The sequence below is a fragment of the Pseudomonas sp. TE31087 genome, assembly GCF_057284075.1.
On sequence record NZ_JBXVNN010000001.1, the window covers coordinates 1970235 to 1984007 of the forward strand.

Consider the following 13773-nt stretch of genomic DNA (forward strand, 5'->3'; position numbering starts at 1 on the left):
GCTGCCAGGTCGACGCAAAATGAAAAAAGCCCCGGCGTCACCCACGGGTGCCGCCAGGGCCCATGCCCACGTCCGAGGACGCGGGCCACCGGGGTTTTGCCTGTTACGAGCGACCGATACCGTTGCACACGTTGGTGTTGGCGATATCCAGGCCTTCGTTGCCTGCGTTGGTCAGGAAGGCCTTCTTGATTTCATCGGCGAAGGCGACCGGAACCGGCACGAAGGAGTGGATACCGATGGCCAGGTCGTGGTTGCCGCTGTACAGGTCGTTGAGGAAGCCACGAACAGCGGTGGCGTCGGCGGCGTCCTTGTAGCACTGGCCAACCAGCAGGTTGGTGTAGCCGACGATCGGGTAGCCAGTGGTTGGGACCGGCTTGTCGCTGGCGCCACGGCCGAAGGTGACAGCCCAGCTGGCCGGGTTGGCGCGGTTGGCGGTCGGGGCGGTGGCGCTGGCCAGGGCGGCCTGGGCGTTGTCGACGGTCGGCAGTACGGCGGTGCCGCTGGCCAGCTTGCTGACACGGGCCACCTGGGCGTTGTTGGCGGTATCGACGAAGTCAGGGCTGACGTAGCCGATGGCGCCGTCGGTGGCATTGACCGCATTGATCACGTCAGCGCTGCCGGCCACGCCCTGCCAGGTGCTCGGCTCGGTGCCGACGTTGGCGCTGGTGAAGGTGCTGCTGACCGAGAAGGCGGTCGGGCAGCTGTCGTTGAGGAAGCGCGCCAGCAGCTCGGTGGTGCCGCTGCTGCCGTTGCGGTAGATCACCTTGATCGGGGTGGTGTCGGCGGTGCCGAGCAGTTGGCCCCAGGTGGAGATGCTGCCGGAGAACACGCCGCACAGCTGCGAAGCGTTGACCTGCAGATCGCTGACACCATTGCGGTGGTAAGGGATGGTGACGGTGGTGCCGACGGCCGGGATCTGGATCAGTTTGCCCCAAGTCGCGGCGCGGTTGGTGTCGTAGGTCGACAGTTCGCTGGCGCTGAGCACCGAGTCGGAACCGGCGAAGTCGACGTTGGTGCCGGCCGGCTGGTTGATCGACGCAGGGGCGTTGGTCAGGAAAGCGGTCTTGCCACCGCCGCTGCCCACGCCGGTGTAGCTGAAGCCGCTTGGCAGGATGCCTTCCCAGGTGGCGTTGCCGTTGTACAGCGGCTCAGGCAGGGTGGCGCCGCCACCGACAACAGCAGCCATGGATTGGGCCGAAGCCAGGGTAGCAGCCACCAGGGAGGCGGCGATCACAGTACGCTTAAACATGAAGCAATCTCCTATCGTCGTGTTCGTACGTTGAGTGGGTCGCGCATTGCTGTGGCCACAGGCTGCATACCCTGATCCAGAGGGGCTGGCGGCCTGTCCACGGAGGCAACATTCGCAGCTTGTGGTGACAGGCAGAGGAAAAAACATCGGGAGTTCGGCGGGGAAAAGCTCGGGTGTCGGGGGGCGTTTTTTGCGCTCGCGGCTGGGCAGACAGTGAACAGGGCAAACGGTACCGGAGGGATCGATCAGGAGGATGGCGGATCAGGCACTCGGGAGTTTGTAGCAGGTGAGAAAAAAGATTTTTCCAGTGCGACCACTTCACAGTGGCCGGTGGCTCATGTTGGGGGGAACCCGCTCCCGCAGCGCCCGGCTGCGGGAGCGATCACTTAGGGCGCGGCAACCTCGCTGGGCGTCGCCAGTTGCAGGATCTCGCTGGTGTAGGCCCACTCTTGCTGGACCTTGTCCGGGTGCTCGTTCAGGCGGATGCCGTAGGACGGAATGATCTGCTTGATCTTCGCCTGCCACTCGGGCGTGGCCACCTTGTCCTTGAACACCTTGTTCAGCAGGTCGAGCATGATCGGCGGCGCGGTCGAGGCGCCCGGCGAGGCACCGAGCAGCCCGGCGATGCTGCCATCCTTGGATGTCACCACTTCGGTGCCCAGCTTCAGCACCCCGCCCTGGTTCTCGTCCTTCTTGATGATCTGCACCCGCTGGCCGGCCTGCCACAGGCGCCAGTCGGCCTTCTTCGCCTCGGGGAAGTAGGTCTGCAGCGCGGCGAAGCGGTCATCGTCGGACTGCATCAGCTGGCCGATCAGGTACTGCACCAGGTCGAACTCGCGCACCCCGACCCGCACCATCGGCCAGGTGTTGTGCAACGACATGCTGGCGAACAGGTCGAGCAGCGAACCTTCCTTGAGGAACTTGGTGGAGAAGGTGGCGAACGGCCCGAACAGGATCATGCGCTTGCCGTCGAGCACCCGGGTGTCCAGGTGCGGCACCGACATCGGCGGCGCGCCGGTGGCGGCGATGCCGTAGGCCTTGGCCATGTGGCGCTGGGCGATGGCCGGGTTGTCGGTGACCAGGAACGAGCCGCCCACCGGGAAGCCGGCATAGTCCTTGGCCTCGTCGATGCCGGACTTCTGCAGCAACGGCAGTGCCGCGCCGCCGGCGCCGATGAACAGGAATTTGGCGTCGGTGGTCGAGGTGCTGCCGTCCTTGAGGTTCTTGTACTCGACGTGCCAACTGCCGTCGTCGTTGCGGGTGATGTCCTGCACCTCGCTGGACAGCTTGAGGTCGAAGTTGGGCCGGGTCTGCAGGTAGCCGACGTACTGGCGGGTGATCTCGCCGAAGTTGACGTCGGTGCCGATGGGCGTCCAGGTGACGGCGAGCTTCTGGTTCGGGTCGCGCCCCTCCATCATCAGCGGCACCCACTTGGCGATCTGCGCATGGTCCTCGGAATACTGCATGGGTTTGAACAATGGGCTGGCCTGCAGCGCCTCGTAGCGCTTCTTGAGGAAGCGGATGTTGTCGTCGCCCCAGACGAAGCTCATGTGCGGTGTGGTGTTGATGAACGAGCGCGGATTCTTCAGCACCCCCTGCTTCACTTGCCAGGCGAGGAACTGGCGGGTGACCTGAAACGACTCGTTGATCTCCACCGCCTTGCTGATGTCGATCTTGCCGTCCTTCTCCGGGGTGTAGTTGAGTTCGGCCAGCGCCGAGTGGCCGGTGCCGGCGTTGTTCCAGCCGTTGGAGCTTTCCTCGGCGACCTTGTCCAGGCGCTCGACCATCTCCATCGACCAGCCCGGCTCCAGCTCGTTGAGCCAGACCGCCAGCGTGGAACTCATGATGCCGCCGCCCACCAGCAGCACATCTACCCGCTTGCCTTCGGCGGCGTGGGCGTGAAGGCCCAGGGCCAGGACCAGTGCCGCGACTGCCCACCTGGGCGTTTTGCTGATGTTCATGTGCTCTCCCGTGTTGGTCGTTCCGTGCGTCTGCGGAAACAAGCTTAGCCGACTGATTTAATCGGGTATGGTCAGGATGCTGGTTATCACCTGTACCGGCCCTATCGCGGGGCAAGCCCGCTCCCACGCTGGAACACTGTTCCCTGCGCGACAGCGCAGCCCGGAAGGGCTGTGTGATCTCCTACAGGGAGCAGAGTTGCAGGCATCACCAGCGTGGGAGCGGGCTTGCCCCGCGATAGGGCCGGTACAGGCAGCCGATAATCGCACGCTTTATACCGCTCAACATTTGACCAAACTAACCAGATAGTACAATTATCGAGGTATCCAAAAACAACAAAGCGATGCCCCGTCATGACACCCCGAATCCTCGTGCTCAACGGCCCCAATCTCAACCTGCTGGGCACCCGCGAACCCGCCCAGTACGGCCATGAAACCCTTGCCGACCTGGCCCGACTGTGCGCCGACAGCGCCAGCGAACTGGGCCTGGAACTGGAGTTTCGCCAGACCAACCACGAAGGCGAGCTGCTCGACTGGATCCATGCCGCCCGTGGCCGCTGCCACGGCATCCTGATCAACCCCGCCGCCTGGACCCACACCTCGGTGGCCATCCGCGACGCCCTGGTGGCCAGCGAACTGCCGGTGATCGAGGTGCACCTGTCCAACGTGCACAAGCGCGAGCCGTTCCGCCATCTGTCGTTCGTCTCCAGCATCGCCGTGGGGGTGATCTGCGGCCTCGGCAGCCAGGGCTATTGCATGGCCCTGGGCTACTTCAGCAAATACCTGCGCGAGCACGCGGCATGAACGGCGCGGGTATCCTCGCCGGCCTCATCGGCCGTGGCATCCAGGCCTCGCGCACCCCGGCGCTGCACGAGCATGAAGGCGACGCCCAGGGGCTGCGCTACCTGTACCGGCTGATCGACGCCGACCAGCTGGGCCTGGACGACAGCGCCCTGCCCGCGCTGCTCGATGCCGCCGAGCGCACCGGTTTCACCGGGCTCAACATCACCTTCCCGTTCAAGCAGGCGATCCTGCCGTTGCTCGACGAGCTGTCGGACGAAGCCCGTGGCATTGGCGCGGTGAACACCGTGGTACTGCGCGATGGCCGGCGGGTGGGCCACAACACCGACTGCCTGGGTTTCGCCGAGGGCTTGCGGCGCGGCCTGCCTGGGGTCGCGCGGCAGCACGTCGTACAGATGGGTGCTGGCGGCGCCGGCGCGGCAGTGGCCCATGCGCTGCTGGCCGAAGGCGTCGAGCGGTTGCAGCTGTTCGAGGTGGACCGGGCCCGTGCCCAGGCACTGGTGGACAATCTCACTGAGCGTTTCGGCGCCGGTCGTGCCGTGCTCGGCGAAGACCTGGCTGGCGCGGTGGCCGACGCCGATGGCCTGGTCAACACCACGCCCGTGGGCATGGCCAAGCTACCCGGCACCCCGTTGCCGCCCGCACTGCTGCACCCTCGACTATGGGTGGCGGAGATCATCTACTTCCCCCTGCAGACCGAGCTGTTGCGCCATGCCCGCGCCTTGGGCTGCCGCACCCTGGATGGCGGCACCATGGCGGTGTTCCAGGCGGTCAAGGCCTTCGAGCTGTTCAGCGGACGCCCGGCCGATGCCGAGCGCATGCAGGCGCACTTCGCCAGCTTCTGACCACCAGGAGGTCCATCGCGGGTCTGTCGACTTGCCCGCGATCGCCCGTCAGGCCTTGATGTAGCGCATCACCGCTTCGCAGATCACCTGCTTGTGACGCTGCTTGACCTGTTCGTCGGCCAGGTCGATCTGGAAGATATCGCCGAAGGTATGGCGGTTCGACACCCGGTAGAAGCAGAAAGAGCTCATCAGCATGTGCAGGTCGATCACCTCGATCCCCGGGCGGAACACGCCCTGCTCCACGCCACGGGCGAGGATCTTGCCCAGCGCATCGAGCACCATGCTGCTCATTTCGCGGATCACCGGCGACTGCTTGACGTACTCGCCGTAATGGATGTTCTCGGTGCAGACGATGCGCACGAAGTCGACGTTGTTGGCGTGGTGATCGAAGGTGAACTCCACCAGGCGCTGGATCGCCTGCTCGGGCGCAAGCGAGTCGAGGTCCAGGCTGTGCTCGGTCTTGCGGATGTCGCCGTAGAGCTTGACCAGGCATTCGACGTAGAGCTGCTCCTTGCTGCCGAAGTAGTAGTAGATCATGCGCTTGGAGGTGGCGGTGCGCTCGGCGATGGCGTCGACCCGGGCGCCGGCCAGGCCCTGCTGGACAAACTCGGTGATGGCGGCCTGGAGAATGTTCTCGCGGGTCTTTTCCGGGTTGTTCTTGCGCGATCTGCGCAGCCCTTCGACTTCAGGCTTGGCTACCGAATCACTCATACCGACTCACAGGCTCGTTATAGGAATCCGGGCGATTATCCGTGAGCCGGGCGGTGCAGGGAAGCGTGGTGTTGGTCGAGAGTGCGCGGTCCCTGTAGGAGCGGCCTTGTGCCGCGAAAGGGCCGCAAAGCGGCCCCGGCGATCCTTGCTTGAACGCTGAAATCCTGGGGCTGCTACGCAGCCCATTCGCGGCACAAGGCCGCTCCTACAGCTACAGCACCGACTTGCGCGCCTTGGCCATCGCCGCCAGGCGCACCGCCACGTTGGCCGCGCCATACCCGGCGTAACCGCCCTTGCGCTGCAGGATCTCGAAGAAGAAGCGCCCCTCGAACGGTTCGGTGTACACATGGAACAGCTCGCCGCCCTGGGCATCGCGGTCGTACAGCACGTTGTAATACGCCAGCTCGCTGAGGAACTCGTCATCGAAGTCGAAGCGCGCCGCCAGGTCGTCGTAGTAGTTCAGCGGGATCTCCAGCAACGGCACGCCGGCCTCCTTGGCCCTGGCCACCTCGCGGAAGATATCGTCGCAGTCGAAGGCGACATGGTGCACGCCCGAGCCGCGATAACTGTCCAGGGCATGGGCGATGGCGGTGTTGCGGTTCTCCGAAATGTTCAACGGCAGGCGCAGGCTGCCGCACTGACTGCGCAGGGCACGGCTCTTGACCAGGCCATAGGGGTCGGGCAGCACCACCTCGTCGTCGGCGGTGAAATCGAACAGGCTCTTGTAGAACAGCACCCAGCTGTCCAGCGCCTCGGCCGGCAGCGCCAGGGCCATGTGGTCGATGCGCTTGAGCCCGCCGCTGGCCTGGGCGTTCCGGTCCAGGTGGAAGTCGGTGTCGTAGAGGGTCGGGCCATCGCTGTCCGGCTCTACCAGGTACAACAGACTGCCGTCGGGGGCGCGCACCGCCGGGATCTCGCGCTCATTGGGGCCGACCAGGCCACGGAACGGCTGGCCACGGTAGGCGGTGGCGCGCCGCAGCGCGGCCTGGCCGTCGTTCACCCGCAGGGCCGTGGCACACAACGACGGGCCATGGGCCTCGAAGAAGTTGTGGGCGAACGAGTAAGGCTCGGCGTTGAGCACGATATTGATATCGCCCTGGCGCAGCAGGCGCACCGCCTTGCTGCGGTGTTCGCCGACCTCGGCGAAGCCCAGGCGCTTGAGCCACACACCCAGGCGCGCGCCTACCGCCTCGTCGACGGCGAATTCAAGGAACTCCACGCCGTCGTAGCGGCTCGCGGGCGGCGGCGCGAACAGCACGCCAGGCTCGGCAGCCCGCGCCTCACGCTCCAACTGAAGGCGGGTCTTCTCCTCCAGATACAGCAGCGAACGCAAGCCGTCGGCGGCATTCTGCCGGGGCGGTGCCGCACGGAAACCGTCGTTGAAAATCTCCAGCGACAGCGGACCGCGATAGCCGGTGGCCAGAATCGGCGCGAGGAAACCCGCCAGGTCCATCTCGCCCTGCCCCGGGAAGCAGCGGAAGTGGCGACTCCACTCCAGCACATCCATGGCCAGGATCGGTGCGTCGGCCATCTGCACGAAGAAGATCTTCTCGCCGGGAATATCGCGGATACCGCTGGGGTCGCCCTTGATCGACAAGGTGTGGAAGCTGTCGAGGATCACCCCCAGCGCCGGATGATCGGCCTGGCGCACCAGGCTCCACACCTGCTGCCAGGTGTTGACGTGGCGGCCCCAAGCCAAGGCCTCGTAGCCGATACGCAGGCCGCGGTCACCGGCATGTTCGGCAAGCAGGCGCAGGTCGTCCACCAGCAGTTGCTCATCGCCCAGGGCGTCGGGCTGGACATTGCTGCACAGCAGCACCAGGTCGGTGCCCAGCTCCTGCATCAGATCGAACTTGCGCTCGGCGCGGTCGAGGTTCTTGTGCAGGCGGTCGCGGCGGCAGCCTTCAAAGTCGCGAAACGGCTGGAACAGGGTGATCGCCAACCCCAGGTCCGCGCACAGCTGGCGGATCTCGCGGGGGCTGCCGGCGTAGTACAGCAGGTCGTTCTCGAAGATCTCGACGCCGTCGAAACCCGCGGCGGCAATGGCTTCGAGTTTTTCCGGCAGGGTGCCGCTCAAGGAAACGGTGGCGATCGAACGGTGCATGGCGGGTGTTCCTTGTTATTGAGGGAGGCCAGGGCAGGTCCGGCCCTATCGCGGGGCAAGCCCGCTCCCACAGGTGTTGCGTTGTTCCCTGTAGGAGCGGGCTTGCCCCGCGAAAGGGCCAGTCCCGACAGCATCTGTCTGGCACGATCGATTATTCGCAGGTAAAGTCGCCCCGGCAATGCACTTTGTACGAAACAGTTAGTTTTCGTTCGATTACCGAACAAAACCCGTTCCGGCGAATTGATTCACCCACCCCCGTGAACAACCATGAACACCAGTCGCAGGCCCCGCCGGCCCTTCTCGCTGCCACGCCGGTCGTTCGGCGGGCCCCGCGCTGCAACGCCCAACGTCACCACATAATAAGTTCAAGAAAACGGGTACCGACCTATGCATACCTTGCTCGCCCTGCGATCCGCGCCGCCGCGTTCGTCTTCTCCCTACAGCCCCGTTGCCGTGCCCCGCGCGCGCTGACCATCCGGCCCCTGACAAGAACAACGGAGACAACATGGCCCGCTCAAGCTCCCAAGCCAAGAAAGCCACCGCCAGCGGATGGATCGGCTCTGCCCTCGAGTACTACGACTTCTTCATCTATGCCCAGGCCGCAGCGCTGATCTTCCCGCAGATCTTCTTCCCCTCCGCCGACCCGAAAATGGCCATCATCGCCTCGCTGGCCACCTACGGCGTGGGCTATCTGGCGCGCCCGATCGGCGCCTGCGTGCTCGGCCACTGGGGCGACACTCGCGGGCGCAAGAACGTGCTGCTGCTGTGCATGTTCCTGATGGGCCTGTCGACCATGGCCGTGGGCCTGCTGCCCACCTACCACGACATCGGCCTGCTGGCCCCGGCGCTGCTGGTGGTGCTGCGCCTGGTCCAGGGCTTCGCCGTGGCCGGCGAAATCTCCGGAGCCAGCTCGATGATCATGGAGCACGCGCCGTTCGGCCGCCGCGGCTACTACGCCAGCTACACCCTGCAAGGCGTGCAGGCCGGCCAGGTGATGGCGGCGGCGGTGTTCCTGCCGCTGGCCTACTTCATGCCCAGCGAGGCCTTCAACGAGTGGGGCTGGCGCATCCCGTTCCTGATGAGCGCGGTAGTGCTGATCGCCGGTTTCATCATCCGCAAGGAAGTGCACGAGACCCCGGCTTTCGTCCAGGAGGAGAAACAGGACAAGGTCGCCAAGTCGCCGATCAGCGAAGCCTTCCGCCACAGCTGGAAGCACATGGTGCTGGTGATGTTCATGGCGCTGATGAACGTGATTCCGGTGGTCGCCACCATCTTCGGCGCGGCCTACGCGGTGCAGCCGGCCTACGGCATCGGCTTCGACAAGAGCGTGTACCTGTGGATCCCGGTGGTGGGCAACATCGTCGCGGTGCTGGTGATCCCCTTCGTCGGCAACCTGTCCGACCGGATCGGCCGTCGCCCGACCATGATCGCCGGCTGCCTGGGCTCGGGCCTGCTGGCCTTCGCCTACCTGTACGCGATCAGCATCCAGAACGTGCCGCTGGCCTTCGCCGCTTCGATTCTCATGTGGGGCATGGTCTACCAGGGTTACAACGCGGTGTTCCCAAGCTTCTACCCCGAGCTGTTCCACACCCGCTACCGCGTCTCTGCCATGGCCATCGCGCAGAACATCGGCACCATGATCACCGCCATGCTGCCGGCGCTGTTCGCCGCCGTGGCGCCACCGGGTTCGGAGCATATCTGGCTGGTGGTCGGCGGGCTGGCGTTCCTGGTCACCTGCGTGTGCGCGTTCGCCGCGTACCTGGCGCCGGAGACCCATCGACTGGCCATGGAAGACCTGGGCAACCCACAGGCGCGGCCGATGGATCGCGAGGTCTATGAATCCGGCCGCAAGGCCACCGCGAAAGTGATGAGCCACTGAGGGCCCGGCCAGTCACCTGACATTATTGCCAGGTGACTGGTATTTCACAAACTGCTCTGCTGTGGGCGAGGGTTAAACCACAGGAGCAATCCGATGAACGTGCGCAATTGGAAAACAGCGTGGGCGGGGGTATTACTGGCGATGGTCACGGTAATTTCCGCGCAAGCGGCCACGCCACTGTTTACTGTAGAAACCGGGCAGGATACCGCCCAGTTGAAGAAGACCGCGACAGGTTACCTGGCCAGGTTGTTGGCTGAACCTGCCAACGTCGAGATCAAGCTGGTCAAGGTGGATACGAAGTTGGTCGATCCACAGACTCAGGCTATCGCCGTCTCGACACCTGATGGCAAAACCGTAGAGTTCCACTTGCGCCCCTCCAAGCCCCTGGCCAGCGGATTTGACAGTTGGGTAGGTTACAAGGCCTCCGAGTGGAAGAAAAAACCCGCCAGCCAAGCGAAGAACGAAATCGATTACGATCCGCGCTACTATCTTTCCCTTGTACGCCAACAGGACAAGGTCGTCGGTAGACTGATCGTCGATGGGCAGCTCTATCGTCTTGACTACATAAACCCTGGCCAGCAGGCACTCATTAAGGTTGATGAGTCGAAACTACCGCCGGAATCCAAACCGTTGCCGACCCCAGGGGCCAGCGAAAAAATCCCACCCTCCGATAAGACCAAACGCCCTGACTACTACTTCGTTCGTGTGCTGCTGGTATCGACCAAGCCTGTGCGCGAGAGCAAGCCAAACTACAAAGAGGAACTGATTGGTGCGTTACAGGATGCCAACCAGTACTTTGCAAACAGCAAGATGAACGTCATCTATGAACTTGCCGCTATCTACGACTCCAACTACGAAGGCGACGGTAGTGACCTGGACGAGCTGAAAAGCAAGGACACCGAGCTGGGCAAGATGGTCTGGAAAAACCGCGGCGCGCTGGGCGCAGACCTGGTCTCGCTGTATGGCACCTTCACCGAGTTCTGTGGGGTCGCGTACAGCTGGTCGACCAAGGAGACCGCGTACAGCGCCATCAGTTGCCCTTCGTCACTGGCCCATGTACTTGGCCAGAACTATGGCGGCACCGTTGGTTGGGACCCTGCGCCTTCCAATCCACTCAACCATGGCTACAAACACGAGACCGCCCCTGAGTTCCATACCCAGATGGTCACCGCCCACGGCGCCCTGCCCAACTTCTCCAACCCCAGGGTGGAATATCAGGGCAAGCCCATGGGGGACGCGCTGCATGACATGGCGCAGTTCATTGAGGACAAGAGGGCCGAGTATGTGAGCAGTTTCTACGGCCCGCTCAATGCAATCAGTCTGTCGCTATTTGAACAACCGGACTCCCAGGGAAAGGAATGCTACCTTCAGATTCGTTCCGGGCAACCCATGAATATTTCCAGCGCGTGCGATGAGCAACCTGTGCGGTCCTTCAGACTGACCAATATCGGCATCGCACAGCGACTTTGCCTCTATGATGGACCAGGAGAACGCCACGTGTGCTACACGAGAACCGCCGAAGGTGCAGATGATGTCAGCGTCAAGAATATTGACGACGCAAAAGATGTGCCCACCGGTTACACTCGTACGCAGAAAGGCGGAGCACTGAATGGCGCCGTTGTAGATGCCCTGCATGGAGGTAATGCTGTCCTGCTGTTTGCTGAGAAAAACTTCAAAAGCCCGATGTGTGGCTTTAGCACTTCCTTTGCCGAATACCTGATAACTGAAGAAGTCGGCTGCCCTCACGACGCCGGTGGTAAAGCGCGTTCCGCACGGATTTTTACTGACTCATCAGATAGCAGCACTTACTACTGGAGTTTCTACAACGAAGATCGTAGTCGGAAATTAAACTTCAAAGGTCCGCTTTATGGGAAGTTTGGGATAGCCGACTTCGATTCCCCCGATGGTATTCCAGCCACTATCGAGAGGACTCAGACAGGCGGTGCCATGAACGGTAACGTATTCCGCTTCCGGTTCAACAATGGCCCGTCCAGATGAGTGAACCTCTGAGCACGTTCAGTCATTGAAGTCGGCGGGGCCGCAATGCGGCCTCCTGCCTTCAATCAGGCAACCGATACCGTTCGGCAAAATACTGCCGAAAGAACTCCACCGCCACCCGCACCTTGGCCGAGCCGGCCAAGGGCGCGGTGTACACCGCCCAGATGTCCGCCGCCTGCTGGTAATCCGGCAGCACCTGCACCAGCCGTCCCTCGGCGATGCTGTCGTGCACGTCCCACCACGAGCGCAGCAGGATCCCCCGCCCGTCCAGGCACCACTGGTGCGCCACCTCGCCATGGTTACTCGACAGCCCGCCGGTCACCCGCACGCTCTCCTCGCCCTGCGGCCCTTCCAGGTGCCATAGCCCGAACGGGTGGTCGCGCTCCTTGATCACCAGGCAGTCATGGCTGGCCAGGTCCGCCAGCACCCGCGGCGTACCATGCTCGGCCAGGTACGCAGGCGCCGCGCACAACACCCGGCGGTTGCGCGCCAGGGGCTTGGCGATCAGGTGCGGGGCGATGACGTTGCCCACGCGGATATCCAGGTCGACGCCTTCGGCGATCAGGTCCACCAGGCGGTCGTGTACATCCAGGCGGATGTCCAGACGCGGGTAGCGCGCCGCCAGTTCCGACAGCGCCGGGGCGACGAAGCGCCGGCCCAGGCCCAGGCTGCTGGCGATGCGCAACTGCCCGACCGGCTCGCGCTGGCCGGCGTTGAGATCGTCGTCCATGCGCTGCAGGGTCTCGAAGATCTGCTGCGCCCACTGGTATACCCGCTCGCCCTCCTCGCTCACCGTCACCCGCCGGGTGGTGCGATGCAGCAGACGCACGCCAAGGCTGTCCTCCAGCAGACGGATGCGCTTGCTGACGAACGCCGCCGACATGCCGCGCTCGTCGGCCACCGCGGCGAAGCTGGCGCGGCGGGCCACCTGCAGGAAGATATCGAGGTCGTCCAGATTCGGCAGATTATTCACGATTCGTGCACCAAGAATTGATGGATTGCCGGATTATCTCCGAAGCACAGCCTTATAGCATGACCGCATCTTCCCTGAACACGAGAGGCGCCCCATGACAAAGACCTTCAAGATCGCCGCCATCCCCGGTGACGGCATCGGCAACGAAGTCCTCCCCGAAGGCCTGCGCGTGGTCGAGGCCGCCGCCCGCAAGCACGGCCTGAACCTTGAGTTCGAGTTCTTCGAGTGGGCCAGCTGCGACTACTACCTGGCCCACGGCAAGATGATGCCCGACGACTGGTTCGACCAGCTCAAGGGCTTCGACGCCCTGTACTTCGGCGCCGTCGGCTGGCCGGACAAGGTCCCGGACCACATCTCGCTGTGGGGATCCTTGCTCAAGTTCCGCCGCGATTTCGACCAGTACGTGAACATCCGCCCGGTGCGCCTGTTCCCCGGCGTGCCCTGCCCGCTGGCAAACAAGCAGCCCGGCGACATCGACTTCGTGGTGATCCGCGAGAACACCGAGGGTGAATATTCGTCCCTGGGCGGACGCATGTTCGAAGGCACCGACAACGAGTTCGTGCTGCAGGAGTCGGTGTTCACCCGCCGTGGCGTGGACCGCATCCTCAAGTACGCCTTCGACGTGGCGCAGACCCGCGAGCGCAAGCACGTCACCTCGGCGACCAAGTCCAACGGCATGGCCGTCAGCATGCCCTACTGGGACGAGCGCACCGCCGCCATGGCCGCCCACTACCCCGAGATCAGCTGGGACAAGCAGCACATCGACATCCTCTGCGCCCGTTTCGTGCTGCAGCCGGAGCGCTTCGACGTGGTGGTGGCCTCCAACCTGTTCGGCGACATCCTCTCCGACCTCGGCCCGGCCTGCGCCGGCACCATCGGCATCGCGCCGTCGGCCAACCTCAACCCCGAGCGCAAGTTCCCGTCGCTGTTCGAGCCGGTGCACGGTTCGGCGCCGGACATCCATGGCCAGAACATTGCCAACCCGATCGCGATGATCTGGTCCGGCGCGCTGATGCTCGAGTTCCTCGGCCAGGCCGACAATGACGCCCGCTACCAGGCGGCCCATGACGACATCCTCAAGGCCATCGAGACAGTGATCGCCAACGGCGACACCACCCGCGACATGGGCGGCAGCCGCTCGACCCAGGAAGTGGGCAAGGCCATCGCCGAGCTGCTCGGGGCCTGAGTCGGCGTCAGGTCATCGCGGGGCAAGCCCGCTCCCACAAAGAAGCGATGCGTCTTACTGTACGTGGGA

The 13773-nt window shown here is 63.9% G+C and carries 10 protein-coding genes; 5 read left to right on the forward strand and 5 right to left on the reverse strand.

The features are described 5' to 3' along the window. Positions 1–103 precede the first annotated feature (103 nt). Both ACZ899_RS08805 and mqo read right to left on the reverse strand, forming a co-directional pair. Positions 104–1249: a substrate-binding domain-containing protein gene (locus ACZ899_RS08805; protein WP_203647159.1), complete on the reverse strand. Its 1146-nt coding sequence runs from the start codon at positions 1247–1249 to the stop codon at positions 104–106. A 386-nt stretch (positions 1250–1635) separates the two neighbouring features. Further along, complete coding sequence (gene mqo, locus ACZ899_RS08810; RefSeq protein WP_203647160.1) at positions 1636–3210, reverse strand: malate dehydrogenase (quinone); 1575 nt, start codon at positions 3208–3210, stop codon at positions 1636–1638. A 351-nt stretch (positions 3211–3561) separates the two neighbouring features. On the opposite strand from mqo, the gene aroQ reads away from it, so the two are divergent. Together aroQ and ACZ899_RS08820 are read left to right on the forward strand one after the other, a co-directional pair. Then, positions 3562–4011, forward strand: a complete 450-nt coding sequence (aroQ, locus tag ACZ899_RS08815) for a type II 3-dehydroquinate dehydratase (RefSeq protein ID WP_203647161.1) — start codon at positions 3562–3564, stop codon at positions 4009–4011. Further along, on the forward strand, positions 4008–4853 hold the full coding sequence (locus ACZ899_RS08820) for a shikimate dehydrogenase (protein WP_203647162.1): 846 nt from the start codon (positions 4008–4010) through the stop codon (positions 4851–4853). Before aroQ ends, ACZ899_RS08820 begins: the two co-directional genes overlap by 4 nt. A 48-nt stretch (positions 4854–4901) precedes the next feature. Here ACZ899_RS08820 and ACZ899_RS08825 read toward each other — a convergent pair whose 3' ends face one another. Together ACZ899_RS08825 and quiC are read right to left on the reverse strand one after the other, a co-directional pair. Next, positions 4902–5564, reverse strand: a complete 663-nt coding sequence (locus ACZ899_RS08825; protein ID WP_203647163.1) for a TetR/AcrR family transcriptional regulator — start codon at positions 5562–5564, stop codon at positions 4902–4904. Positions 5565–5775: 211 nt separating this feature from the next. Then, the gene (gene quiC, locus ACZ899_RS08830; RefSeq protein WP_203647165.1) at positions 5776–7668 is read right to left on the reverse strand and encodes a 3-dehydroshikimate dehydratase QuiC; all 1893 of its coding nucleotides are present in this window, start codon (positions 7666–7668) and stop codon (positions 5776–5778) included. Between the two features lie 505 nt (positions 7669–8173). On the opposite strand from quiC, the gene ACZ899_RS08835 reads away from it, so the two are divergent. Both ACZ899_RS08835 and ACZ899_RS08840 read left to right on the forward strand, forming a co-directional pair. Next, positions 8174–9547, forward strand: a complete 1374-nt coding sequence (locus ACZ899_RS08835; protein WP_234562406.1) for an MFS transporter — start codon at positions 8174–8176, stop codon at positions 9545–9547. Between the two features lie 93 nt (positions 9548–9640). Then, positions 9641–11545, forward strand: a complete 1905-nt coding sequence (locus tag ACZ899_RS08840; RefSeq protein WP_234562407.1) for a hypothetical protein — start codon at positions 9641–9643, stop codon at positions 11543–11545. Positions 11546–11606: 61 nt separating this feature from the next. Here the strand turns inward: ACZ899_RS08840 and ACZ899_RS08845 are convergent, their stop codons facing one another. Continuing rightward, complete coding sequence (locus ACZ899_RS08845; RefSeq protein ID WP_186711960.1) at positions 11607–12518, reverse strand: LysR substrate-binding domain-containing protein; 912 nt, start codon at positions 12516–12518, stop codon at positions 11607–11609. 94 nt (positions 12519–12612) lie between these two features. Here ACZ899_RS08845 and ACZ899_RS08850 point away from each other — a divergent pair, with 94 nt between their 5' ends. Beyond that, positions 12613–13704, forward strand: coding sequence for a tartrate dehydrogenase (locus ACZ899_RS08850; RefSeq protein ID WP_234562408.1), 1092 nt, complete (start codon positions 12613–12615; stop codon positions 13702–13704). The last annotated feature ends 69 nt before the right edge of the window (positions 13705–13773 follow it).

What these genes read in the sequence shown, in the direction of transcription:
- ACZ899_RS08805 (WP_203647159.1), bottom strand. Translation starts at nt 1,249, where the DNA reads ATGTTTAAGCGTACTGTGATCGCCGCCTCCCTGGTGGCTGCTACCCTG.
- mqo (WP_203647160.1), bottom strand. Translation starts at nt 3,210, where the DNA reads ATGAACATCAGCAAAACGCCCAGGTGGGCAGTCGCGGCACTGGTCCTG.
- aroQ (WP_203647161.1), top strand. Translation starts at nt 3,562, where the DNA reads ATGACACCCCGAATCCTCGTGCTCAACGGCCCCAATCTCAACCTGCTG.
- ACZ899_RS08820 (WP_203647162.1), top strand. Translation starts at nt 4,008, where the DNA reads ATGAACGGCGCGGGTATCCTCGCCGGCCTCATCGGCCGTGGCATCCAG.
- ACZ899_RS08825 (WP_203647163.1), bottom strand. Translation starts at nt 5,564, where the DNA reads ATGAGTGATTCGGTAGCCAAGCCTGAAGTCGAAGGGCTGCGCAGATCG.
- quiC (WP_203647165.1), bottom strand. Translation starts at nt 7,668, where the DNA reads ATGCACCGTTCGATCGCCACCGTTTCCTTGAGCGGCACCCTGCCGGAA.
- ACZ899_RS08835 (WP_234562406.1), top strand. Translation starts at nt 8,174, where the DNA reads ATGGCCCGCTCAAGCTCCCAAGCCAAGAAAGCCACCGCCAGCGGATGG.
- ACZ899_RS08840 (WP_234562407.1), top strand. Translation starts at nt 9,641, where the DNA reads ATGAACGTGCGCAATTGGAAAACAGCGTGGGCGGGGGTATTACTGGCG.
- ACZ899_RS08850 (WP_234562408.1), top strand. Translation starts at nt 12,613, where the DNA reads ATGACAAAGACCTTCAAGATCGCCGCCATCCCCGGTGACGGCATCGGC.